Raw genomic sequence first — 25,342 nt, forward strand, 5'->3', positions numbered from 1 at the left:
TCTCCTTGACTACCTTGTTGGCTGACAGCGATTCACTGCCAGACGATATAACCCGCTCTGTGGCGGATTGGGATTTTGAATCCATGCGTTTGTGCTTTAAGCCGCGGCTCGTTCGGGCTCGGGCTTGGGCTCGAACATGCTGCGCCGAAACGCAAGCCCATCCGCGTCGAACAGGTGGCACGCCGAAGCCGGAACATGAACGCGGATGCGCTCGCCCGGATCAATCGATGTATCGCCGGGCGCCTTCGCGACGAGCGTGCCGGTCGCGTGATCCGCGTGAATGTAGCTATGCTCGCCGAGCTCCTCCGACAGCACCGCGACGCACTGAATGGACTGCTCGTCGCCATCAAGCCGCAGGTGTTCCGGACGCACGCCGAGCGTGACCGGCTGGCCGCGCTGCAGGCGCTGGCCATCGACATGGGCAACCAGCCGTTCGCCGCTTTGCGCCAGCGTGACCGTCACGCTTCCGGCACCGGTCGAATCGACCACGGCATCGATAAAATTCATTCTTGGTGAGCCGATGAAACCCGCCACGAAGCGCGACTTCGGATGGTGATACAACTCGAGCGGCGCACCGGTCTGCGCGACGCTGCCGAAGCGCTCCGCGTCCGCGCCTGCATGCAGCAGCACGATCCTGTCGGCAAGCGTCATCGCCTCGACCTGATCGTGGGTCACATAGACCACGCTCGCGTTTGCAAAGCGCTGGTGCAGCCTGGCGATTTCAACGCGTGTCTGGCCGCGCAACGCAGCATCGAGATTCGACAGGGGCTCATCGAACAGGAACACGCCAGGTTCGCGCACGATGGCCCGGCCAATCGCGACACGCTGCCGTTGGCCACCAGACAGTGCCTTGGGAAACCGGTCGAGGTAGTCGTCCAGTTGCAGGATGCGCGCGGCTTCGCGCACTTTCCGCTCGATCACGTCCTTGGGCTGTTTCGCGAGTTTCAGGCCAAACGCCATGTTGTCGAACACGGTCATGTGCGGAAATAGCGCGTAGCTCTGGAACACCATCGCGACGCCACGCGCCGCGGCAGGCACATCGTTCACGAGACGCCCGCCAATATGCAGCTCGCCTTCGCTCAGGTCTTCGAGGCCGGCGATCATTCTCAGCAGGGTGGACTTCCCGCAACCCGATGGCCCGAGAAAAACGCAGAACTCATGCTGCGCAATATCCAGGTTCACTCGCCGGATCACCGGCGCGTTGGCTCCGTATGACTTCTGCACGTCCACAAGACGAATTGCCGCCATGTCATCTCCCGGATTTAATCGCTTAAATTTTTGCGTAAAATAAACGGCACGCCCTTGCGCAGCGTGTATTTAACCGCTTAAATTCGGGTACGATAGAAGAAGTCATGATGGGTGTCTCCGTTGTGTTTTCCAGAAGTTATCAACGTCACCAATCGCTTGCAACATTTGAATCGCATTCCCTGAATGTGGGATAACTCGAAAAATGGTCACTCTGTCCGAAGTTGCGAAGCGCGCGCATGTCACCGCGGCAACCGTGTCCAACGTGCTGCGCAATCGCGAAAAAGTCCGCCCGGAAACCGCCGACCGCGTGCTGAAAGCCATCGACGATCTTGGCTATCGGCCCAACCTGAACGCGCGAGCGTTGGCCGAAGGCCGCTCCTCGACGCTCGCCTTGATGCTCTCCAATATCTCGAACCCGTTCTACCCCGAGTTCGTGCTCGCGGCCGAGCGCGCGGCCCGCAAGGCAGGCCACTTCCTGATGGTATGCAATACCGATGACGACGCCGAGATTGGCCGCGCCTATCTGAATCAGATCGCGGGAACTCTGGCGGATGGCGTACTCGTGATGAACACGGACATTGCCATCAACGACCTGTGCGCGTCGGCCATGCACAGCGCGCCAATTCTGCTGGCCATGTGGGAACATCCCGAAACGCCGCCCGCCCTGCCCTGCATCGCCGTTGATTTTGCCCAGGCGGGCGCGCTGGCCGCCGGGCATCTGCTCGAACTCGGCCACCGTGAGATCGGCCTGTTGATCGGCGATGGGTGCGGCGGTTTGCAGGATGCCCGTTCCAACGGGTTTCGCGCCGCCATGCGCGAAGCCGGGATTGAGGCAGACTCCGCGGCTGTGCTGCAGATCCGCGACTCGATCGACGCAGGGTATGCCGCCTGCATGCAGTTGATGGCGAACCGGCCGCACCTCACCGCCATTTTCGCGACCAATGATCTGTTAGCGATCGGCGCGGCGCAGGCGTTGATCACGCTTGGCCGCAAGGTGCCGGATGACGTGTCGGTGATCGGCATCACGGACATCCAGCTCGCCCATCAAGTACATCCGGCTTTGACGACAGTCGCGATCCAGACCGCGGCCATTGCGGAGTTGTCCGTCGAACGGCTTATCCAGCTGATCCAGGTTCCGGAGATGCAACCATCGATGGTCATCGCTCCACCACCGAAACTTGTTGTGCGTGCATCAACGGGCCCACGGCGCGCGGGATGAACCTAAGCTTTGGCAGACGGCATCGACAATGCGCCGCGCGATAATTTAGTTAGGAATGCACAGGCTAATTGTAAGTTTGGTCAATTCGACCCGCCCTTTCTATGATCACTCATCGCATTCCTTTCTATTTACTTTCTATAATCTAACAATAGCCGGTACTGCCCCATATCGATAATATTTGCGGTACTTTCTTGAGAAAGTCCAGCTTTGTATTACGCGATGTTACGCACGCTCCTATCGTAATGGTTCGGAATGCTTCTCCCCACACGATCGTTCAATAATCAGCGTCCGGTTCGCTACACTGCGATACGGTCCTATTCGTTAGTTGCGCAGCGTCATTGCATCCAATCCGATGAACTTGTGTGCACTCGTTCGATCACAAGGGACTCAATACTTTCGATGCCACGCCGTGTCCGCTTACGGGTGAATGAGACCTGAAGAGCGGCCGCCATGCGAATTCAGAAGCACGCCCACGTAGTTGCCGGGTTTTGCCCAAGGGTTTCGCTAACGAATAAACACGCAGAATGCCCGGCTGACCCAGCGAGCTTTTCGCGGACCATGACGGAGCTTGCGTCAACCCCCGGCCGAGCCGGGGACAAGAGACATGCGGCACTCGCCGGGCTGGGTTCTTCAACGGGCCACCCGGTTATCCAGGGCACAGTTTGTTTTCGGAGGGCGTAGGTATGAGCGGTTTGAGCGACACCGGTTCCACGCAGGTAAAGCGCCCGAGGCGCTGGCGTGCCTTGCTGTTGTTGGTAGTGGTGCTGGTGCTGATAGGAGTCGTGGTCGTGCATTTGCTGGGGGCCAAGAAGCCGCCGCGCGCGACTCCGCCGCAAGTGGTGACGGTTGCTACCGCGACCCTTGGCTCAATGCCTGAGATCCTGAGTGAACTGGGCACGGTGACCCCCACCGCCACCGTGACCGTGCTGCCGCAACTGAGCGGATACCTGACGGCGGTCGGTTATCGCGAAGGCCAGGACGTGCAGAAAGGGCAATTCCTTGCCCAGATCGATCCGCGCCAGTATGAAATCGACAAGCAGCAGGCCGAGGCGACCCTCGCCAAGGACCGGGCTGCACTTGCGCAAGCGCACGCCGACCTCGCCCGCTATACACAACTGAACGAGCGCAAGTCTATTGCCGAGCAGACCTTTGCCGACCAGCAATTCCTCGTGCAGCAAGACGAGGCCGCCGTAAAGGTCGACTTGGCCAACATTGCGCAGTTCGACCTCGACCTGGCTTATTGCCGCATCACCGCACCGGTTTCCGGGCGCGTCGGCCTGCGTCTTGTCGATCCGGGCAACTACGTTACCGCTTCGTCGTCGCCGGGTATCGTGGTCATTACCACCATGAAGCCGACCACCGTGCAATTCACGGTGCCGCAAGACTCGCTCGCGAGCGTGCTGCAGCGCATGAACGGGGGCGCGAGCCTGCCGGTCACCGCTTACAGCAGCGACAACTCGAAGGAGATCGCCACCGGCACGCTCTACGCGGTCAGCAACCAGATGGCGACGAGCACGGGGACGATTACCCTCCGGGCGACGTTCCCCAACGACGACGAGGCACTGTTCCCGAGCGAGTTCGTCAACGTCAAGCTACTCGTCGATACCTTGCAAAATGCCGTGCTGGTGCCTACGCCTGCGGTACAAACGGGCGCGCCGGGCGACTATGTCTACCTCGTGAACGCGAACAACACCGTGTCCGTACATAAGGTCACGCTCGGCCCGAGCGACGGCAAGAACACGGTCATTACGTCCGGCCTTGCCGCGGGCAACATGGTCGTGACCGACGGCACCGACCGCTTGAGCGATGGCGTGAAGATCCAGGCCGCAGCAGCGCGGCCCGCATCCGCCAGCGCAGCAGCCGCCGCGCCGGCGTCCGGAGCGGGCGCGGGCGCGGCAAGCGGCGCTCAGGGTCAGCACAAGCATGCCCACGGCGGCGCCTCGGGCACGGCTGCGGCCGCGGCCGACGCAGCCTCGTAGAAGCCGAACTCGCCCCCGATGAATATCTCCCGCCTGTTTATTCTTAGACCGGTAGCCACGCTGCTGCTGATGATCGCCCTTGTATTAGTGGGCCTCGTCGCGGTGCGCGTGCTGCCCGTCTCCTCGCTGCCTAACGTCGACTATCCGACCATCCAGGTGCAAACCTTCTATCCGGGCGCGAGCCCGGACGTGATGGCCACCACGGTGACCGCGCCGCTGGAAGTGCAACTGGGCGAGATCCCCGGCTTGCAGCAGATGACCTCGTACAGTTCGGATGGCGCCTCGGTCATCACGTTGCAGTTCGACCTGTCGCTGAACCTCGACATCGCCCAGCAGAACGTCCAGCAGGCCATCAACGCGGCCAACAGCTTCCTGCCGACCGGCCTGCCCGGACCGCCGACCTATGCGAAGGTGAATCCGGCGGACCAGCCGATCCTGACGCTGGCGGTTACCTCGACATCGATGTCGCTCACGCAGCTGGAAGACGCCGCCAATAACCGCCTCGGAACGAAGATTTCGGAAGTGTCGGGTGTGGGTGTGGTCACCACCAGCGGCGGCAATGTACCCGCTATCCGCGTTGAAGCGGACCCGCACAAGCTGGCGGCCTATGGCCTGAATATCGACGATCTGCGAACGTTGCTGAGCTACGTCAACGTCAGCCAGCCTAAGGGCAACTTCGACGGTCCCGACCTTGATTACACGATCAACGGCAACGACCAGATCAGCGATCCGAAGGATTACCTGAACACCGTGGTCGCTTATCAGAATGGCGCGCCGGTGTTCATGCGCGACGTCGCCAATGTGACCTCGGCGCCCCAGGACATCGAACGAGGCGCCTGGTACAACGGCACGCCCGCGATCGTACTGAACGTCCAGCGCCAGCCGGGCGCGAACGTGATCGCCACCGTGAACCAGATCATGAAGCAGCTGCCGCAGCTCGAATCAACGCTGCCGGCCGGCATGAAGGTCACGGTCGTCTCGGACAGCACGGGCGTGATCCGCTCGTCGGTCTCCGACGCCGCGCTCGAACTCGGCCTGGCGATCGTGTTGGTGGTCGCGGTGATCTTCGTGTTCCTGCGCAACGTGCCGGCCACGATCATCCCGAGCATCTCGGTGCCGGTGTCGCTGATCGGCACGCTGGCCGTGATGTACCAGTTGAACTATTCAATCGACAACCTCTCGCTGATGGCGCTGATCATTGCCACCGGCTTCGTGGTCGACGACTCGATCGTGATGATCGAGAACATCGTGCGTTATCTGGAGGAGGGCAAGACGCCGCTCGAGGCCGCACTCGAAGGCGCCGGGCAGATCGGCTTCACCATTCTGTCGCTGACCATCTCGCTGATTGCGGTTTTGATCCCGCTGCTCTTCATGGGCGGCGTGATCGGGCGCCTCTTCAGCGAATTCGCAGTGACGCTCGCGGTCACCATCGTGCTGTCCGCCGTGGTCTCGCTGACCGTCGTGCCCATGCTCTGCGCGCGCCTCTTGAAGGCTCAGGTCGACCGCCATCCGAGCCGCTTCGAGCGCATCAGCGAAGGCATCTTCGACAAGACGCTCGCCGGCTACGAGCGGGGCTTGCGCTGGGTGCTGGATCACCAGATCCTGACCCTGATGGTGGCAATCGGCACCGTCGTGCTGACCGCCGTCCTGTACATCGTGATCCCGAAGGGGCTGTTCCCGGTGCAGGACGTGGGCGTGATCGAAGGGATCAGCGTGGCCGACAACTCGGTTTCCTACAAGGCGATGGTGACGCGCCAGCGTGCGCTCGCCGACGCGATCCTGAAAGATCCCGATGTCGTCTCGCTCACCTCCTACGTGGGGATCGACGGCACCAACCCCACGCTGAACAACGGCCGCTTCCTGATCAACCTGCGCGAGCACGACAAGCGCTCGGACACCGCGCAGGAGATCGCACGACGCTTGCAGGACGAGGTCGCGAATGTGTCTGGAATCAAGCTCTATATGCAGCCGGAGCAGGACCTGACGCTCGACACCACGGTCTCGCCGAACCAGTACAGCTTCGTGCTGCGTGGACCGAACCAGCAGGCGTTCCAGAAGTACGTGCCGGAACTGATCACGCGCCTGAAGGCGATTCCATCGCTCGCCGATGTGCAAAGCGATATGAACACCGACGGCTTGAGCGTGAACGTTGAGGTAAACCGGCAGCTCGCCGCGCGTTTCGGCATCACCCCGGCCACGGTCGACAACGCGCTCTACGACGCTTTGGGCCAGCGTATTGTCTCGACCATCTTCCAGCAGTCCGACCAGTACCGGGTGATCCTCGTGGCCAAGCCCGAGTCGCTGCCCAACGTGGAGTCGATCGGCAATATCTATCTGCCGAGCCAGACGAGCAGCACGGGTCAGGTACCGCTGTCGGGCATCGCGAAGATTCAGATCGTCAAATCGCCGCTCGTGATCAGCCATCTGGCGCAGTTCCCGGCCGTCACCATCTCGTTCAACCTCGCGAAAGATGCGTCGTTGAGCACCGCGGTGGCGCGTATTCACGAGGCCGAACAGGCGGTCAACCTGCCGCCGTCGATCACCTCCTCGCTGCAGGGCGCGGCACAAGCGTTCCAGGACTCGCTCTCGAGCGAGGTGTACCTGCTGATCGCCGCGCTGGTGGCGGTGTATATCGTGCTGGGCGTGCTGTATGAGAGCTTCATCCATCCGGTAACGATTCTCTCCACGCTGCCCTCGGCGGGGATCGGCGCCCTGCTCGCGCTGATGATCGCCGGCAGCGACCTCGACGTGATCGGGATCATCGGCATCGTGCTGCTGATCGGCATCGTCAAGAAGAACGCCATCATGATGGTGGACTTCGCGCTCGATGCCGAGCGCAACCACGGCAAGCCCGCGCGCGAGGCGATCTTCGAGGCGTCGCTGCTGCGCTTCAGGCCGATCCTGATGACGACGCTCGCAGCCATGCTCGGCGCCCTGCCCATGTTGCTCGGCAGCGGCACGGGCTCGGAGTTGCGCCGCCCGCTCGGTCTGGCGATTATCGGCGGCCTGACCTTGAGCCAGATACTCACGCTCTTCACCACGCCGGTCATCTACCTGTTCTTCGACCGGATGGCGGAGCGCACGAGGCGCTGGCGCAATCGCAACAAACCTGAAGCGCCGGCCGTTCCGGAGGAGGGTGCGCCGTGAACATATCGGCGTTATTCATCCGGCGCCCGGTTGCGACTACCCTTCTGGCGATCGCGATCCTGATCTCGGGCGCCCTGTCCTATTTCCAGTTGCCTGTCGCGCCGCTGCCGAATATCGCCTTCCCGGTGATCGTGGTGCAGGCCCAAATGGCGGGCGCGAGCCCGAACATCATGGCGTCCACCGTGGCCGAACCGCTCGAGCGGCGGCTGGGCACGATTGCCGACGTGGAAGAGCTGACTTCGATCAGCTATGTCGGCTCGTCGATGATCGTGGTCGAGTTCGGGCTGAGCCGCGATATCAACGGCGCCGCCCGCGACGTCGAGGCGGCCATCCAGGCGGCACGCGCCGACTTACCGACCACCCTGCGCAGCAATCCGACCTATCGGCAGTACAACCCGGCGGATTCGCCAATCATGGTGCTCGCGCTGACCTCGGACACGCTCACCAAGGCGCAACTCTACGACTCCGCGGATTCGGTGATCCAGCAGCAACTCTCGCAAGTCAACGGCGTGGGCCAGATCACGCTGGGCGGCGGTGCGTTGCCCTCGGTGCGTGTCGAGTTGCAGCCGGGCAAACTGAACAGCTACGGCCTCGGCCTCGAGGACGTCCGCGCAGCGATCAGCGCGGCCAATGCGAACAGCGCGAAGGGCCACCTCGACCAGGGCGACCAGCGCTATGTAGTCTTGTCGAACGACCAGATCAACAAGGCGGCGCCTTACCGCGACCTGGTCGTCGCCTACCGCAATGGAGCGCCCGTGCTGCTGCGCGATGTCGCGCAGGTCCGGGACTCCAACGAAAATATCCGCAACGCCGGGCTCTATAACGGCAAGTCGGCCGTGCTGGTGATCGTCTATCCGATGCCCGGCAGCAATGTTGTCAGTACGGTCAAACAGATCAGGAACGTCCTCCCCGCGATCGAGGCAACCCTGCCGCACAGCGTCCATGTCAACGTCGCGATCGATCGCTCGGAATCGGTCCGGGCCTCGGTGGGAGATACCGAGCGGACGTTATTCATTGCCGTGCTGCTGGTGGTCGGCGTCGTGTTTATCTTTCTCCAGTCGCCGCGCGCCACGCTCGTGCCGGCCGTGGCGTTGCCGCTGTCGATCGTGGGCACCTTCGGGCCGATGTACCTGCTCGGCTACAGCATCGACAACCTCTCGCTGATGGCGCTTACTATCGGCACCGGCTTCGTGGTCGACGATGCGGTGGTGGTGCTAGAAAACATCACGCGCCACCTGGAAATGGGCCTGAGTCCGAAAGAAGCTGCGCTCAAAGGCAGCGGCGAAGTGGGCTTCACGGTGATCTCGATGAGCCTCTCGCTGATCGCGGTGTTCCTGCCCATCTTGCTGATGCCGGGCATCGTCGGCCTGCTGTTCCACGAGTTCGCGGTGACGTTGTCCATTGCGATCCTGATCTCGCTCGTGATCTCGCTCACGGTCACGCCGGCCATGTGCGCCTACGTGCTGAGCCGCGATCACGCCGGCCATTCCAAAGCCCGTTGGGCGACCTGGGTCGAGGCGCAGTTCGAGCGTTTCAAAAACGCCTACTCGCGCTCGCTCACCACCGTGCTGGACCATTCGCTGCTGGTGATCCTGTTGCTGATCGGCCTGCTGGTCGCGAACGTCTTCCTGTTCAAGCTGCTGCCCGCAACCTTCTTTCCGGAGCAGGACACGGGCATCCTGATCGGGCAGATCATTGCCGACCAGAGCATTTCCTTCCCGGCGATGGAAAAGAAACTCGCCCAGTTGCAGGCGATCGTGCAGAAGGATCCGGCGGTCCAATCAGTGGCGGGTTTTACCGGCGGCCGCGCGCTGAACACCGCGAACGTGTTTATTGAACTCAAGCCGCTGGCCCAGCGCCACGCGACCGCGACCGAAGTGGTCAACCGCCTGCGGCCCAAGCTGAACGGGGTCTCCGGCGCGCGGCTTTTCCTGCAGGCGCAGCAGGATCTGCGAATTGGTGGACGGCAGTCGGCGGCGGAGTACCAGTACACATTGACGAGCGATGACTCCGCGGCGCTGTTCGAGTGGACGCCCAAGCTCGTGACTGCGCTCAACAAGGATCGCAGCCAGCTGATCGACGTCAACTCGGACCTGCAGCAAAACGGTCTGCAAACCTACGTCAATTTCAACCGCGCCACGGCGGCTCGCTACGGCTTTGCGCCGAACCAGATCGACAACGTGCTGTATGACGCGTTCGGCCAGCGGACCGTATCGACCATCTACAACCCGCTTAACCAGTACTTCGTCGTAATGGAGGTGGCGCCGGAGTACTGGCAATATCCGCAGACGCTCAACCAGATTTTCATGAGCACGGCGGCGGGCAATCCGACCGGCTCGCAGCAGACGCAAATGCCGGGCGCAACCGTCACCGGCGTGACCGGTGCGAGCGCAGTCAGCACCGGATCGAGCGCATCGTCGAGCACCAATTCGCTGAATTCGAATGCGCAAGCCAACGCGACCAATAACAGCATCTCCAACAGCAAGGGCGGCAGTTCGAGCGGCAGCGCGGACAGCACCTCGGCCGAGACGATGGTGCCGTTGCCGGTGCTCGCCAGCTACGTCAACAACCATACGTCGACCCAGGTGAACCATCAGAGTGGGCTGGTGGCCGCGACGATCTCCTTCAACCTCCCCGCCGGCGGGTCGCTCAGCAAGGCCCAGGTGGCGCTCGAGAACGCGGAACGCGAAATCGGCATGCCGGCCAGCGTCCACGGTGCGTTCGCGGGCGCGGCGCAAGCGTACGCGCAGTCGATGGGCACCATCCCCCTGCTGATCCTCGCGGCTCTGGGCGTGGTCTACATCGTCCTGGGCGTACTCTATGAGAGCTCGATTCACCCGCTCACGATCCTCTCGACGCTGCCCTCGGCCGGTATCGGCGCCACCCTCGCGCTGCTGATTTTCGGCACGCCGTTCTCCGTGATCGCGCTGATCGGCATCATCTTGCTGATCGGTATTGTCAAGAAGAACGGCATCATGATGGTGGACGTGGCGATCCAGTTGCAACGCAACGAAGGCATGCCGGCCAAGGAGGCGATTCATGCCGCCGCCGTCGTGCGTCTGCGGCCGATCATGATGACCACGTTCGCCGCCGTGCTCGGCGCGGTGCCGCTGGCAATCGGTATCGGCCAGGGCGCGTCGCTGCGCCAGCCGCTCGGTATTACCGTGATGGGCGGCCTGATACTGAGCCAGGTCTTTACGCTGTACACGACACCGGTGATCTACCTGTACCTGGACCGGTTGCGCTTCAAGCTCGTCAAGTGGTCTTCCGGACTGCCGCTGAACCAGCGAGCGGAACAAATGGGGCCGCCGGATCGATCGGGGCAAACGGATACGAAGGCATGAAGATGAAGATTTCCTCCAAACCCCTGGCCGCCGCGGCGGCCCTCCTGCTCGGCGGCTGCATGGTCGGTCCCGACTATCACCGGCCGCAGGTCAGCGTGCCCGCGACCTTCCGCGAATTGCCCGGCTGGGCCCAGGCCGAGCCCAATGCGAGCGGGCCCAAGGGCGCGTGGTGGACCGGCTTCAATGATCCGCTGCTCGACGAACTCGAACCGCTGGTGGTGGTCTCCAACCAGACCGTGGCCCAGGACTATGCCAATTACCAGGAGGCCCTCGCCGAGGTGAAGGTTGCACGCTCCGGCCTGTTCCCGACGATTGGCGTGACAGGGTCGGGCACCCGGCAACGCAGCGCAACCGGCACGACGAGCACCAGCGCGAGCCGCAGTTTCGGCAACCTGCAGACGGTGAACAACTCGGGCTCGCTCGAGGGCAATGTCAGTTGGGCGCCGGACCTGTGGGGCTCGGTGCGCCGCACGATTGAACAGAATGCCGCGACCGCCCAGGCCAGCGAAGCAACGCTCGCGAATGCAACGCTCTCCGAACAGATTGCGCTCGCGACCGCCGTGATCCAATTGCGCACCAGCGACGCCAATATCGACCTGCTCACGCAAACGGTCAAAGCCTTCCAGCACTACCTCGACGTGGTGGCTGATCAGGACAAGTTCGGCACCATCGCGCCTTCCGACGTGATCACCGCGCGCACCCAGCTCGAAAGCGCGCAGTCGAGCCTGATTGCGCTCGGCGTCGCACGCGCCCAAAACGAACATGCGATCGCGGTGCTGGTCGGCAAGAACCCCGAGGACCTGGTCATCCCGCACAGCACCGCGATGCCCACGTTGCCGGCGATTCCCGTTGGCGTTCCTTCGACCCTGTTGCAGCGCCGGCCCGATATAGCAACGGCCGAGCGCCAGATGGCGTCCGAGAATGCCGCGATCGGGGTCGCGGTTGCGGCGTACTACCCGACGGTGTCGCTGTCCGCGCTGGACGGCTTCACGCAGTCGCCGTTGGGCGGCTTGCTGCACGTGGCCAATTACGTCTGGTCACTGGGTGGCAGCGCCACCGAAACGCTATTCGACGGCGGCGAGCGCAGCGGCGAAGTCGCGGCAGCCAAGGCGGCCTACCAGGCAGCCGTCGCCAATTATCGCGGCACCGTGCTGACCGCGTTCGAAGATGTTGAGAACGACCTGTCCGGCTTACGCATCCTGTCGGAGCAGTCCGACACCCTGGATGCCGCCGTGCGCGATGCAACGCACGGTGCCGAGATTGCCTTCAACGAGTATCAGGCCGGCACAGTCGACTACACCACCGTGGCGACCGCCCAGGCGACCCAGTTGAACAATCAGCAAACCGCGTTGAACGTGCAGGAGTCGCGGCTGCTTGATGCCGCCTCGCTGATCGGCGACCTGGGCGGCGGCTGGTCGGACAGCGCGCTGCACGATCCGCGGCATCCGGTGGAAGCAGCAAGCGCTGCGAGTGCTGCAAGCCCGGCAACCCAGGCAACCCAGGCGGGTCAGTAGCGCGAAAAGATGGGCCCCGCGGGGTCCATTGGCGACAATTCCTACCGATGCGTATGTCCAAACTCCGGCTGCGACGGCGCATTGCCGCTGGGGGCTTGTCCCGTCGCGGGCTTGGCTCCCGTGGCGGGAAAGACTATCAGCATCAACACGACGCCCGCCATCAATACGACTGCGAGCCCGATCAGCCCGAACTCCGCGCTTCCCGTCTGCATCTTGGTCCAGCCCACGAATGCCGGACTCACGAACCCGCCCGTTCCACCGAGACTCGTGATCATCGCAATGCCGCCCGCCGCCGACGAGCGTGGCAGGAACGTCTGGGGTATCGTCCAGAACACGACGAAACAACCGTACGACGCCGCTGCCGCCAGTGCAAGCAGACACACGCCGATCGTGACGTTGTGGCCGGCTGCAGGCAACAGCGCAAAGGCAGCTGCTGTCGCTGCAGCGCTGCCCGCCACATGCCAGCGGCGCTCCATCATCCGGTCGGAACTCGCTCCAACAACGTATGTCCCGATCGCCGCCGCGATGAACACGAGCGCCGACAGCAACCCGACATCCAGCACGTTGGCAACGCCCAGATCACGAATAATCGTCGGTGCCCAGAAGCCGATCGCATTGAACGGCATCATCACGGCGAAGTAGACGATAGCAGCGAGATAGACGCGCGGATTGGCGAGCGCGCCACGCAGTCCGTCGAGGTGGCCGGAGTGCTTCGACTGTTCGTCGGCAAGGAGTTCACGCGATATCAACGCTTTCTCGCGGTCGCTGAGCCAGCGAACCTCCGCGGGCGAATCGCCGAGATAGAAGAAAGCGAAGATGCCTAGCGTGACAGCGGGCACGCCTTCCAGCAGGAAGAGCCACTGCCAGCCGGGCAAACCACCGACGCCGGCTAGCCGCGTCATGATGAAACCCGACATCGGGCCCCCGATAATTCCCGCCACGGCGGTGGCCATCATCAGGAACGCGGTTACGCGTGCGCGCCGGGCGCCGGGAAACCAGCAGCTCAGGTAGAAGATGATCCCCGGGAAAAAGCCCGCTTCGGTGACGCCCAGCAGAAACCGCATGGCGTAGAACTGCGTCGGTGTGCGAACGAACATCATCAGGCTTGACGCGAGTCCCCACGCAAACATGATGCGCACAAGCGTGCGGCGCGCGCCGACGCGTTGCATCCAGAGATTGCTCGGCACCTCGAAAAGCACGTAGCCGATAAAGAAGAGGCCGGCGCCCAGGCCGTACGTCGACTCGGAAAAACCGAGGTCGTGCATGAACTGCAGCTTGGCGAAGCTGATGTTCACACGGTCGATATAGCTGATCACGTAGCAGAGAAACAGCAGCGGAATCAGCCGGAAAAACACCTTGCGATAAGTGCGATCGACTTCGTCAGGCGTAGTGTCGCCCGAGGTCGCTGCGCCGGTTTGCGGATGGCTGTGCATGAGGGTCTCGCGAAGAATGCGAACTGACATGGGCGTCGCGGTGTGCCTTCGACGCCCGGTTTCAAAGCGGCCGTGCAAGCTCAGCGACACTATCCGTCGACGACAGCCTGAGCGCAATGCTCGCTTTCATGTGCCTCGCTGCTTGCCGCCGCGAGTTGCGGCAGGCGGCGCGCAAGCGCATCGCCCGCGCGCACGCCCTTGCCTGCAGGCAGAACGAACAGTGGATTGATGTCGAACTCCTTCAGACCCGGCGCAAGGTCGAGTGCCATCGCGGACATGGCAACAATTGCGTCCGCAAGCGCGTCGATATCGCCCGGTGGCTTGCCGCGCGCGCCGTTGAGTATTGCGTACGCACGCAGTTCGCGGATCATCGCATGCGCGTCGGCGTGCGAGACCGGCGCGAGGCGCCACGCCACGTCCTTCAGCGCCTCGGCGTAGATCCCGCCGAGTCCGCACATCACGGCGGGTCCGAACGACGGATCGTTCTCGACGCCGACGATCATCTCCACCGCGTGGCGAATCTCTTCCTGCACGAGCACGCCGTCGATCCTCGCGCCGGGAACATGGCTCCGCGCGTTCGCGACGACTTCATCGAACGCGTCCGCCAGCATCGCCTCATCGCGAATGCCGACGCGCACCGCGCCCGCTTCGGTCTTGTGCGGGATATCGGGCGACTGGACCTTGATGACAAGCGGAAAGCCGATCGACCGCGCGATCGATCGCGCTTCATCGCGGTTCTGCGCGAGCGCGCCCTTCGGAGTATCGATGCCATAGTGCGCGAGGAGCGCCTGCGCCGCGTGCTCAGTGAGATCGCCCGGATTCTCGGCGAGCAACGCATGCGCTTGCCTGACATGACGACGCAAAGGCGCCGGTGCGAGTCGTGCCATCTCCCGCGCGCGGCGTGCCTGTGCATAGTTCGACAGCACAGCGAAAGCGCGCCCACAGCGCACGGGCGTTGCATAGAGCGGCACGCCGCTCTGCTCGATCACGTCGTACGCTTTGCTCGCCATGTCGCGGCGTGCATTCCAGGCGAGCATCATCGGTTTGTCGGTCGAACGATAGACACGCACGATCGCCTCGGCCATCGCGAGCGCGACATCGCCGCTCGCAGCCGCCGCCATGATCGCGATCGAGTCGATGCCCGGATCGTCAGCGATGATCTGCAAGGCATCGGCAAATATCTTTGGCTCGGCGAGGATGCCGGCGGTCAGGTCAACGGGATTATTCAGCGACGCGAACGACGGCACGATCGGCTCGAGCGCGGCGAGCGTCTGCGCAGACAACGGCGCAAGCGTCATGCCCCGTTCGCTGCACGTATCGGTGATCAGGATGCCGGCGCCGCCCGAGAGCGTGACGACGGCGATCCGGTTGCCGCCGGGCAAGCGTTTCGCCTCGAACGCCTTCGCGTAGTCGCCGAGATCGGCCACGTCGGTTACTTCGATCACGCCCGTCTGACGGAATGCCGTGCGATACAGCGTCGAAGCGCCGCCGAGATTCGCCGTGTGCGACGCGGCCGCCTTGGCGCCATCGGTGGTATTGCCGACCTTCCACGCTAACAGCGGCTTGCCGGCATCGAGCGCCCGGGTCGCGACATCGACGAGCCGCCGTGCATCCTTCAACCCTTCGATGTACGTAGCGATCAGCGACGTTTGCGCGTCGTCGATGCAGGCGTCGACGAGGTCGAGCAGGCTCACGTCGGCTTCGTTGCCGGTCGTGATGAAATGCCGCAAGCCGATGCCGAGCTCGTCGGCCATGAGCAATAGCGCGCAGCCGAACCCGCCGCTCTGCGAGATCAGTGAGAGCCCCCCGGGCCGGTAATTGACGCCGAACGGCGCGCCGAAGCCTGCATAGACGCCAGTGTTCGTGCTGACGAGACCCTGGCAATTCGGTCCGATGATGCGAAGGCCAAAAGCGTTCGCAATCGCCGCGCATTCACGCTGCAGCGCAGCCCCGGCAACGCCCGCTTCCGCGAAGCCCGAGCTGTAGACGATTGCATAGCGGATACCCTTCTCGCCGCACTGGCGCAACATGTCCGGCACGCGCCGCGCGGCGACGAGGATCAGCGCGAGATCGGGCTTCGTGGGCAGGCTTTCGATGCTTGCGTAGCACGCAACCCCTGCGATTTCAGCGTATTTGGGGTTCACCGGATACAGCGCGCCTTGATAGCCGTGTTGCATGAGAAAGCGCATCGGTTGGCCGCTGATCGATTTAGAATCGTTCGATGCACCGATGATCGCGATCGAACGCGGACTGACCAGCCGGTCGATGTCGAGCGCGCGAGGTAACTTCATGGCGGCGCTCATGCGGCACGCGCAGCGGTCGTGCCGACGCTGTCCTTCGCCTGCGCTTTTTCAGCCAGTGCTTCTTTCGCCTGTGCCGCGCGCCGCAACGTAATCTTCGCGATGTTCAACTGATGGATCTGCGTGGTGCCTTCGTAGATGCGAAATGCGCGGACATCGCGATAGAACCGTTCCACGGCATTGCCTGCGAGATAGCCTCGTCCGCCGAGCATCTGCACGGCCCGGTCCGCGACCCGCCCGCACATTTCGGAGGCGAACATCTTGCACATCGACGCCTCCAGCGCGACGTCCTCGCCGGCATCGCGTTTGCGTGCGGTGTCGAGAATCATCGAGCGAGCGGCGTAGATCTCCGTCTGGCATTCGGCGATCAAAGCCTGCACGAGCTGGAAGTCCGAGACTGGCTTGCCGAACTGCTCGCGAGTGGACGTATAAGCAACCGCTTCGTCGAGCATGCGAATAGCGGGCCCTGTGCACAGGGCGGCCAAGTGGATGCGCTGCTTGTTCAGCACCTTCATCGTCGTGCGAAATCCCTGCCCTTCCTTTGCTCCGATCAGGTTCGCCACCGGCACCCGGCACGCGTTGAAATGCACGTCGCCGACGGGAGAGCCGGCCTGCCCCATCTTCTGATACGGCTCGCCCGTCGAGAGGCCGGGCATGCCGCGCTCGACCAGGAACGCAGAGATGCCAGCCGCCCCCGGGATCGACGCATCGGTGCGGGCCATGACCGTAAAGAGGTCGGCAATGGGCGCGTTGGTGATGAAGCACTTGCTGCCGTCGAGTACATAGTGGTCGCCGTCGCGCCGAGCGGTTGTCTGTAGCGCGGTCGCGTCCGACCCGGCGTCCGGCTCGGTCAGCGCGAACGCGCCGGTCATCGCGCCCGATGCGAGGAGCGGCAGGTAACGCAGCTTCTGGTCGTCCGTGCCGTCCGCGACAAGCGCTTCGGAACCGATGCCCGTGTTCGTTCCGACGCGCGCTCGAAACGCTACCGACGCTTGTGAGAGCACGAACGCTCCGCGAACAAGTTGTTCCGTCGAAAGGCCCGCGCCGCCGAAATCGCGCGGAATGCTCCAGCCAAAGTAGCCGAGTCCGCGCATCCGATCGACAAGATCTGCGGGGACCTGGTCCGCCTGCTCGATCTCGTTCTCGCGTGGAATCGCCTCCTCCCGTACGAAACGCGTTACGTCGGCGAGTAGTGCATCGAACTCAGCGTCGAATTCAAGGATTTGTCTGCTCATTGCTGTCTCCGTCATGTGTCCGGTTTATGGCTTTACTATCGAACTTTCCGAACGAAAAGGCGCTAAGTGTTCGACTATGCTGAACAGAGTTTGGATATGCGGAACACGGGGAGCAAAATGGGGTTATTAGAGGAGGCGCAATGGAACGCAAGAACACGCCGGAAACGGCAACGATCGCGAGCGATTATCTGGATTCGAAGGCGCGCTATGTTCCCGATGAATTCGACGGCGACCGGCAATTCGCCACTACGCTGGCGCGCGACCTCGACATATTGCATACCTTCACGCCGCGCGATTCGCAGCTCGGCAACGCTGAGCTCGCCGCGCGCACCGGCATGACCAAGGCCGCGATTTCGCGGTTCACGTACACGTTGACGAGGCTCGGCTACCTGCGCGTGAACCGGATGAACAACAAGTTCCAGCTCGGCTCGGCCGTGTTGTCGCTTGGCTATCCGCTGCTCGCGAGTCTCGCCGTGCGGCAGATCGCGCGACCCTCAATGAAAGAACTGGCGGACCATATCCGCGGGTCGGTGTCGCTCGGCATGCGCGACCGGCTGAATGTGGTGTATCTGGAAAGTAGCCGCAGCAGCACGCCGCTTGGATTGCCCGCGGACATCGGCTTGAGCTATCCGATTGTTCGCACCGCCATGGGCCGTGCCCTTCTCGCGGCGCTGCCGGGCGAACGGCGCGAGGCGCTATTGAATGAGATCTCGGTCAAGACGCCCGATGAATGGAACACCTTCGGGAAACGCGTGCTGCAGAGCATCGACTATTTTCACGAGCGCGGCTTTTGCGTGTCGTACGGCGATCTGCGTCGCGAAGTGCACGCCGTGGCGGTGCCAATGAGGCCAGCGGCCGACGGCGAGATTCTCGTGTTCAACTGCGGCGTGCCTTCTTACCTGCTCAAGGACGGACAGTTGGAGCGCGACGTCGGGCCGCGCCTGTTGTCCATGGTGCGTAGTGTCGAAGGAGCGATGGGGATTTTTTAGGCCCAAAGCCCTCCACAAAGTCTGCCCCCGCCTGCGACAAAATCCCCCGCGTTACACTACGCTCCACTCCAGCGGGGACCCCTCAAGTGGCAAAAGTACCCACGATTCGCGATGTCGCCGAACTGGCGGATGTATCGAAGGCAACCGTTTCGCGTTACCTGAACGGTAGCCTCGCGCTGCCGCCCGACACGGCCAAGCGCGTGGACGACGCCGTCGTCGCACTCAACTACCGCCAGAACAGTCTGGCCAGGCGCCTGAGTCTCGGCAGCAGCGAGACCATTGGCCTCGCCATGCCGGAGGTCGCCAATCCGTTCTTCGCGGAGCTCGCGGATGCCGTGGAGGAAGCCGCCTCCGCAAGCGGCTATGGCCTCGCGCTCTGCATCACGCGCAACAAGCTTGAACGTGAGACGTTGTATCTGCGCTGGCTCGATACCCGCCACCTCGACGGCCTGATCTTCGCGACCAATCGCCCGGACGACGGCTCGCTGCGCAGCCTGATCGGCGAGCGCGCCAACATCGTGCTGGTCGACGAGGACGTGCCGGGTACCGACGTGCCGAAGGTGTTCGTCGACAATGTGGAAGGAAGCTATCTGGCGACTCGCCATCTGCTTGACGCGGGGCATCGGCGGATCGCGCACGTGACCGGTCCCGAAACGCTGTTCACCGTGCAGGAAAGGCTGGAAGGTTACCGCCGCGCGCTGGCCGAAGCACAAGTGCCCTTCGATGCCGACCTCGTCCGTTACGGCTCCTACGACCGCCGCTTCGGACGTGCCGTGGGTGCCGACCTGATCGCGTGCGCGCAACCGCCCACCGCCCTGTTTGCCACAAGCGACTACATCGCGGTCGGCTTGCTCGATGCTTTGCGCGAGCGCGCGCTGGACGTGCCCGGCTACATGTCGATCGTCGGCTTCGACGACATGGAATTCGCCAGCCTCCTGATGCCTCCGATCACGACAGTGCGCCAGTCGGCCGCCGAGCTTGGCCGGACCGGCGTCGCCTTGCTGGTCGCGATGCTGAGCGGGCAAGCCACGGCCCCGCCCACCGTACGCCGTCTGCCGGTCAAGTTGATCGAACGCGCGTCAGTCGGTCCGCCGCGCTCCGTTTAGCAGCCGCTTCTGTCCGGCTTCCCCTCCGTATTTACCCGTATCTTTTTTGAAACGATTGACAGCCCAATACTCGCGGATTAATTTTTATAAACCGGTTTACAAGCGGGCGGCGCAATGTCGGTTGCGCCCATGAAGTCCTTCTTTAATCATCGGCCGCGGGGGCGCTCATGGAGCGCGCGAGCCGCGTCCGGATCAACCAGGAAAGGGATTCCAATGAGCGCAGAAGTTAAATTTCGCCGCATGACCGCCGTCTTGTTGAGCGCCGCTTTGCTTACCATTGCAGGCAGTGCAGTGGCGGCAGGCAAGAAGATCGCCATGGTGCAGATCAACCAGGAAGCGCTGTTCTTCACCCAGATGGATCAGGGAGCCCAGGCAGCGGCAAAAGCGGCGGGCGTCGAACTGGAGATCTTCAACTCGAACAACGACCCGAGCGCGCAGAACAACGCGATCGAAACCTATATCCAGCAGAAAGTGGATGCCATTCTCGTGGTCGCCATTGATGTGAACGGCATCAAGCCCGCCATCACGGAGGCCAAGAAAGCCGGCATTCCGGTGGTGACCATCGACGCTATCGTCGACGGTGACAACTCGGTGCAAGTCGGCGTGGACAACAAGAAAGTCGGCGAAGACATCGGCAAGTACACGGCGAATTACATCAAGACAAATCTTGGCGGCAACGCGAACATTGGCGTGGTGGGTGCGCTGAATTCGTTCATTCAGAATGTGCGCCTCGATGGCTTCAAGGCGGGCATCGCGACGGTGCCGGGGGCGAAGATCGTCTCTACCGTCGATGGGCAAAACGTCCAGGATCAAGCGCAAACTGCCGCTGAAAACCTCATTTCCGCCAATCCAAATCTGCAGATCGTCTATGCAACCGGTGAGCCTGCATTGATCGGTCTCGTTGCGGCGACTTCGGCACAGGACGCAACCGGCCGCGTGAAGATTGTTGGTTGGGACTTGAGCGCGCAGGCTATCAAAGGCATTGATGCGGGCTTCGTGACAGCAGTGGTTCAGCAGGACCCGGAAGGCGAAGGCCACGCCGCAGTAAATGCCGCAATGAAGCTCATCAACAAGCAGCCGGTCCAGAAAAACATCTCGGTACCGGTGACGATCGTGACCAAGGCGAACGTAGGTAAATACCGGGCCATCTTCAAGTAAGCCCTTTCACTGAGCCCGCTTTCGCCTTCCTCGGAGAACGTTATGCAAACCGATGCTGCAACGCCGCGCGTGCGCATGGAGAACATCACCAAGAGTTATGGCGCCGTGCAGTCGCTGCGCGGCGTCGACCTGCACGTGATGCCCGGTGAAGTGCTCGGGCTCGTTGGCGACAACGGCGCGGGCAAGTCGACCGTCTCGAAGGTGCTCTCGGGTGCGGTGATACCGGACAGCGGCAGTATCGAAATCGACGGCAAGCGGGTCAGCTTCTCGGACCCGGGCGATGCTCGCACGCATCACATCGAAATGGTTTATCAGGATTTGTCGCTGTGCAATACCGTCGATGTAGCCGGTAACCTGTTCCTCGGCCGGGAACCGATGCGCCGCATCTGCGGTGTGCCGGTGCTTGATCATCGAAAGATGCATCACGACGCTCGCGAGATGCTGAACAACCTCGGCATCCGCATCCCGAGCACGAAACTGGACGTGGAAAATCTGTCGGGCGGTCAGCGTCAGGCCATTGCGATTTCGCGGGCAGTATCGTTCGATCCGAAAGTGTTGATCATGGATGAACCCACGGCTGCGCTTGCCGTGGCCGAAGTCGAAGCGGTGCTGGAACTCGTGCACACGATCAGCGAGCGCGGTGTCAGCGTGATCTTGATCAGTCACCGCCTGCAGGACCTGTTCCTGGTGTGCGACCGTATCAGCGTGATGTACGAAGGCCAGAACGTCGCGGACCGCAAGATCGGCGAGACAAATCTGGAGGAAATCGTCGATCTTATCGTGGGCCATAAGTTCAGCGCACGCTCGGCCCGTGCGCTTGCGGAGAATTGACATGGAACTCGCCATGCACGACAACAAGTCCAAGGCGCCGCGCCTGTCGCTCAAGCACTTGCTCGGCCGCAATGCAGGCGTAGCGAGCATTGCAGCATTCTTCATTGTCTGCGCCCTCGCCTTTACGCTTACGACGCACACGTTCCTCACCGCCGGCAACCTGCTTAACGTACTCCGTCAAAGCGCGCCACTGCTGATCGTCGCCACGACGATGACGCTTGTCATCACGACGGGGGGGATCGACCTGTCGATCGGCTCCACGCTCGCGCTGGTCGGCGCGCTCTCGGCTATCGCGTTGCGAGCCGGCGCGCCGGGTATCGTCGTGCTGCTCGGTGGCCTCACGCTTGGCGCGCTGATCGGTGCAATCAATGGCTACTTCATCGCGTTTGCGGGAATGCCGGCGTTCATTGTGACTTTGGGAACACTGTCGGTCGTGCGCGGTATCGCGTTGTTGATCACGCAAGGTTATTCAGTGCCGATCGAAAACAACGGATGGTTCGTCGAACTGGGCCGCGGGCGTTTGCTGGGCGTGCCAACGCCCGCGGTCATCGCGATCGCCACGCTGCTTGCGGGATGGGTCACGCTACGGCATACGCGGTTCGGACGCTATGTGACCGGCATAGGCACCAACTCGGAAGGTGTACGCCGCGCGGGCGTCGATGTGCGCGCCGTCACGCTGAAGGTCTATGTCCTCAGCGGCGCGGCAGCGGGTCTCGCCGGACTGATCACGACGGCGCGGCTCGGCAGCGGATCGTCGAATCAGGGTGTTGGTTTTGAACTCGCCGTGATCGCTGCGGTCGTGCTCGGTAGTACTGACCTCTTTGGCGGCAGGGGAACCATTCTCGGCACCTTGCTGGGTGCGCTGACCATCGCGGTGCTCGGCAACGGACTGATCCTGATCAACGTTTCGCCGTTCTATACGCAGATCATCCAGGGCGCGATCATGCTGCTTGCGATCTGGCTCAATACGCGCATCTTCTCCGCGCAACGGCGCAAGAAAGGCTAAGCGATGAGTTCGATCTTCCGCCGCGACGCGCCGTTGCCAATAGGCATTGGCAGCGGCCATGTGATGACCGTCCTCGGACCGCTCCCCGTCGGGCAGATGGGGGTAACGCTGATGCACGAGCATATCCTGCTGGATGCATCGGGAAAATGGGTGCCGCCCAGTTGCTGCAGCGACCGGTTCATCGGCGAGCAGAAGGTTCATATCGGCATTCTAGGTGCGCTGCGGATGAATCCGCTGATGAACCGTGACAACTGCCAGTTGTTCGACGCCGACGTAGCCGTTGAAGAGCTGATGCGCTTTCGCGAACTGGGCGGCAATACGGTGGTCGATCCGACCAATCTCGGCATTGGACGAGATCCTGCCGCGCTGCAACGGATCTCACGCCGTACCGGCTTGAACATTGTGATGTCGACGGGGTTTTATCTCGAAGCGTCGCATCCGGACTATGTGAAACACAAGTCGATCGACGAACTGGCGGCTCAACTGATTGCCGACGTTGGAGGCGCCATCGAAAAGCCCGACGTGGTTGCCGGAATGATCGGCGAGATAGGCGTCTCGGCCGCTTTCACGGCCAACGAGGAAAAGTCGCTCCGCGCTGCCGCGCGAGCGAGTGCGGCAACGCATGTGCCAATCTCGGTGCATCTGCCCGGCTGGGTCCGGCACGGGCATCGCGTGCTCGATATCGTGGCGCAAGAAGGCGCCGACCTGAACCACACCGTGCTGTGCCACATGAACCCGAGCCATATGGACGTGGAGTACCAGCATTCACTCGCTGAACGCGGCGCTTGGCTCGAGTACGACATGATCGGCATGGAGTATTTCTACGCCGACGAAAACGCGCAATCGCCCTCTGATGAAGAGAACGCCCGCGCAATCAAGGCACTGGTCGATGCCGGATTTATCGACAGGATCCTCATGTCGCAGGACGTGTTCATGAAGATCATGCTGACGCGTTTTGGCGGCCACGGGTACGGCTACATCCTTAAATATTTCGTGCCTCGACTGCGGCGCCATGGCGTGACGAACGAGCAGATTGAAACAATGATGATTGCGAACCCGGCGCGAGTGTTCTCGGGCAGATAACGGGTGTTTGCGTAAGACGATGTGAACCGGTTCCACCCTGCGCCGCGTGCCGCCGACACGGCTCGCCGCGCGCTTGAGGAGCACATGCATGACCAAATCTGTTTTGCTTGCCGGAGAGAGCTGGACGAGCATGTCGACGCACATCAAGGGCTTCGACCAGTTTCCAACCGTGACCTATCAAAACGGCGCGACGATATTCCTGAATATCTTCAAGGACAGCGACTATGCGATCACGCATATGCCAAGCCACGAAGCGCAGGAAGCCTTTCCCTCCACGCTTGACGGATTGCTCGCTTATGACGCGATCATCCTCTCGGACATCGGCGCGAATACGTTGCTGCTGCATCCTGATACGTGGGTCAAGAGCCAGCGCACGCCGAACCGTCTCAAGTTGTTGCGAGAGTACGTCGAGGCCGGACGAGGCCTGATGATGATCGGCGGCTATTTGAGTTTCCAGGGCATCAACGGCAGCGCGCGGTTTCGCAATACGCCGGTCGAGGACGTGTTGCCGGTCACCTGCCTGCCTTACGACGATCGGGTAGAAGTTCCGGAAGGGTTCACCGCGAACGTAGTCGCTTCGCACCCGGTCGTCGAGGGGCTTGGAACGCAGTGGCCTCACTTGCTGGGCTATAACGAAGTGCAGTTGAAAGCGGGCGCAACGCTGATCGCGACGGTTCCCGAGACCGGCCACCCGCTGTTAGTCGCGGGTACGCACGGCCGCGGACGCACGCTTGCGTGGACCAGCGACATGTCGAGCCACTGGCTGCCGCCGGAGTTCTCCGAATGGGAAGGCAACGCGCGGTTATGGACCAACTGTCTTGACTGGTTGACCGCTGATGAATGAAGCGCGTGTTTGCATTATCGGCAATGCGGCGATCGACCTTGTGTTTCGGGTCGATCACTTGCCGCTTGCCGGTGAGACTTCGCTTGCTATCACTACATTGCATGACTTCGGCGGCAAGGGTGCGAATCAGGCGGTGATGGCACAACGCGCGGGCGCCCAGGTGCAATTGTTTGCTGCGCTCGGCAACGACGCCGACGGCGACCGTTTCCTGGCGAGGCTCGTGGAAGAAGGTATCGACACAAGTCATATCGCTCGCTTACCGTGCATGACGGATATGTCAATCGTGACGGTCGACCAGCGAGGCGAGAATACGATCGTGACTCGCAACGATGCAGCGGCTCACTATGTACCTTCGCCGGGCGCGGTACTCGACGCAACCCGTAGCGGCGACTGGATCGCCATGCAGGGCAACCTGAGCGAGACCGTCACAACCGAGCTCTTGCATCACGCGCATGCTGGCGGGCGCCGTACCCTGCTCAATCCCGGACCGGTTTGCTTCGATTGCCGCCCGTTGCTGATTCATGTCGACGTTCTCGTGGTCAATCGCGTAGAGGCCGCGACGCTGACCCGGCTGGAAAGCCCGGAGGACGCCGCGCGTTCGCTGAGGGAATCGGGCGCGGGCGAGGTCATCGTCACGCTGGGTTCCGAGGGCGTCCTCTGGTGCCGCCCGGGACGCACGGCGCTGATACCGGCGACGCGAGCCAACGCCATCGACACCGTGGGTGCCGGCGACGCTTTCTGCGGTGTCCTCCTCGCGGCGCTTGCGCAGCATCTCCCCATGACAGTTTCCTTGCAGCGGGCGCAAGCCGCCGCTGCGTTCGCCGTCGCAAGGAGCGGTACGCAGGCTGCTTTCCCGAGCCGCGCCGAGTTGCCCGGACTATTCAACTCTCTAACCTGAACTCAATC

Annotated in this window: 17 protein-coding genes; 13 read left to right on the plus strand and 4 right to left on the minus strand. The window is 62.4% G+C overall.

Annotation, left to right across the window (positions count from 1 at the left end; translation table 11 throughout):
* Window positions 1-96: 96 nt before the first annotated feature.
* Window positions 97-1,248 (minus strand): ABC transporter ATP-binding protein, encoded by a 1,152-nt coding sequence (locus tag BSU04_RS34640; protein WP_089164759.1) that lies wholly within the window; start codon window positions 1,246-1,248, stop codon window positions 97-99.
* 202 nt (window positions 1,249-1,450) lie between these two features.
* On the opposite strand from BSU04_RS34640, the gene BSU04_RS34645 reads away from it, so the two are divergent.
* The 5 genes from BSU04_RS34645 (at window position 1,451) to BSU04_RS34665 (ending at window position 12,451) form a co-directional block, all read left to right on the plus strand.
* Complete coding sequence (locus BSU04_RS34645) at window positions 1,451-2,467, plus strand: LacI family DNA-binding transcriptional regulator (RefSeq protein ID WP_089164760.1); 1,017 nt, start codon at window positions 1,451-1,453, stop codon at window positions 2,465-2,467.
* A gap of 683 nt (window positions 2,468-3,150) precedes the next feature.
* Entirely contained in the window at window positions 3,151-4,446 is a 1,296-nt protein-coding gene (locus BSU04_RS34650; protein WP_373452901.1) for an efflux RND transporter periplasmic adaptor subunit, read from the plus strand.
* 18 nt (window positions 4,447-4,464) lie between these two features.
* Window positions 4,465-7,593, plus strand: coding sequence for an efflux RND transporter permease subunit (locus BSU04_RS34655; RefSeq protein WP_089164761.1), 3,129 nt, complete (start codon window positions 4,465-4,467; stop codon window positions 7,591-7,593).
* Complete coding sequence (locus BSU04_RS34660; protein WP_089164762.1) at window positions 7,590-10,937, plus strand: efflux RND transporter permease subunit; 3,348 nt, start codon at window positions 7,590-7,592, stop codon at window positions 10,935-10,937. The genes BSU04_RS34655 and BSU04_RS34660 overlap by 4 nt, the downstream gene beginning before the upstream one ends.
* Window positions 10,934-12,451, plus strand: coding sequence for an efflux transporter outer membrane subunit (locus BSU04_RS34665; RefSeq protein WP_373452902.1), 1,518 nt, complete (start codon window positions 10,934-10,936; stop codon window positions 12,449-12,451). Before BSU04_RS34660 ends, BSU04_RS34665 begins: the two co-directional genes overlap by 4 nt.
* Window positions 12,452-12,492: 41 nt before the next feature.
* Here BSU04_RS34665 and BSU04_RS34670 read toward each other — a convergent pair whose 3' ends face one another.
* The 3 genes from BSU04_RS34670 to BSU04_RS34680 are packed head-to-tail and all read right to left on the minus strand — an operon-like array spanning window position 12,493 to window position 17,419.
* Window positions 12,493-13,914, minus strand: a complete 1,422-nt coding sequence (locus BSU04_RS34670; RefSeq protein WP_256983677.1) for an MFS transporter — start codon at window positions 13,912-13,914, stop codon at window positions 12,493-12,495.
* Window positions 13,915-13,973: 59 nt separating this feature from the next.
* Entirely contained in the window at window positions 13,974-16,175 is a 2,202-nt protein-coding gene (locus BSU04_RS34675) for an acetate--CoA ligase family protein (RefSeq protein ID WP_256983678.1), read from the minus strand.
* Between the two features lie 8 nt (window positions 16,176-16,183).
* Window positions 16,184-17,419, minus strand: a complete 1,236-nt coding sequence (locus tag BSU04_RS34680) for an acyl-CoA dehydrogenase family protein (protein ID WP_089164764.1) — start codon at window positions 17,417-17,419, stop codon at window positions 16,184-16,186.
* A gap of 140 nt (window positions 17,420-17,559) precedes the next feature.
* Between BSU04_RS34680 and BSU04_RS34685 the strand changes: the two genes are divergently transcribed.
* The 8 genes from BSU04_RS34685 to BSU04_RS34720 all read left to right on the plus strand — a co-directional run bounded on the left by BSU04_RS34685 (window position 17,560) and on the right by BSU04_RS34720 (window position 25,334).
* A complete protein-coding gene (locus tag BSU04_RS34685; protein WP_089164765.1) occupies window positions 17,560-18,408 on the plus strand; it encodes an IclR family transcriptional regulator in 849 nt (282 codons plus the stop codon).
* An 86-nt stretch (window positions 18,409-18,494) separates the two neighbouring features.
* Window positions 18,495-19,514 carry a LacI family DNA-binding transcriptional regulator gene (locus BSU04_RS34690; RefSeq protein ID WP_089164766.1) on the plus strand — a complete coding sequence of 340 codons (1,020 nt, stop codon included), beginning with the start codon at window positions 18,495-18,497 and terminating at the stop codon, window positions 19,512-19,514.
* A gap of 213 nt (window positions 19,515-19,727) precedes the next feature.
* Window positions 19,728-20,672, plus strand: a complete 945-nt coding sequence (locus BSU04_RS34695) for a substrate-binding domain-containing protein (RefSeq protein ID WP_089164767.1) — start codon at window positions 19,728-19,730, stop codon at window positions 20,670-20,672.
* Between the two features lie 42 nt (window positions 20,673-20,714).
* A complete protein-coding gene (locus BSU04_RS34700; protein ID WP_089164768.1) occupies window positions 20,715-21,503 on the plus strand; it encodes an ATP-binding cassette domain-containing protein in 789 nt (262 codons plus the stop codon).
* A gap of 1 nt (window position 21,504) precedes the next feature.
* Window positions 21,505-22,509, plus strand: coding sequence for an ABC transporter permease (locus BSU04_RS34705; protein ID WP_089164769.1), 1,005 nt, complete (start codon window positions 21,505-21,507; stop codon window positions 22,507-22,509).
* Window positions 22,510-22,512: 3 nt separating this feature from the next.
* A complete protein-coding gene (locus BSU04_RS34710) occupies window positions 22,513-23,592 on the plus strand; it encodes a phosphotriesterase family protein (protein ID WP_089164770.1) in 1,080 nt (359 codons plus the stop codon).
* Window positions 23,593-23,680: 88 nt separating this feature from the next.
* The gene (locus BSU04_RS34715; protein ID WP_089164771.1) at window positions 23,681-24,436 is read left to right on the plus strand and encodes a glutamine amidotransferase; all 756 of its coding nucleotides are present in this window, start codon (window positions 23,681-23,683) and stop codon (window positions 24,434-24,436) included.
* Window positions 24,429-25,334 (plus strand): ribokinase, encoded by a 906-nt coding sequence (locus tag BSU04_RS34720; protein ID WP_089164772.1) that lies wholly within the window; start codon window positions 24,429-24,431, stop codon window positions 25,332-25,334. The genes BSU04_RS34715 and BSU04_RS34720 overlap by 8 nt, the downstream gene beginning before the upstream one ends.
* Window positions 25,335-25,342 lie beyond the last annotated feature (8 nt).

The sequence above is a fragment of the Caballeronia sordidicola genome (assembly GCF_002220365.1).
In the GTDB taxonomy this organism is placed as follows: Bacteria; Pseudomonadota; Gammaproteobacteria; order Burkholderiales; family Burkholderiaceae; genus Caballeronia; species Caballeronia sordidicola_C.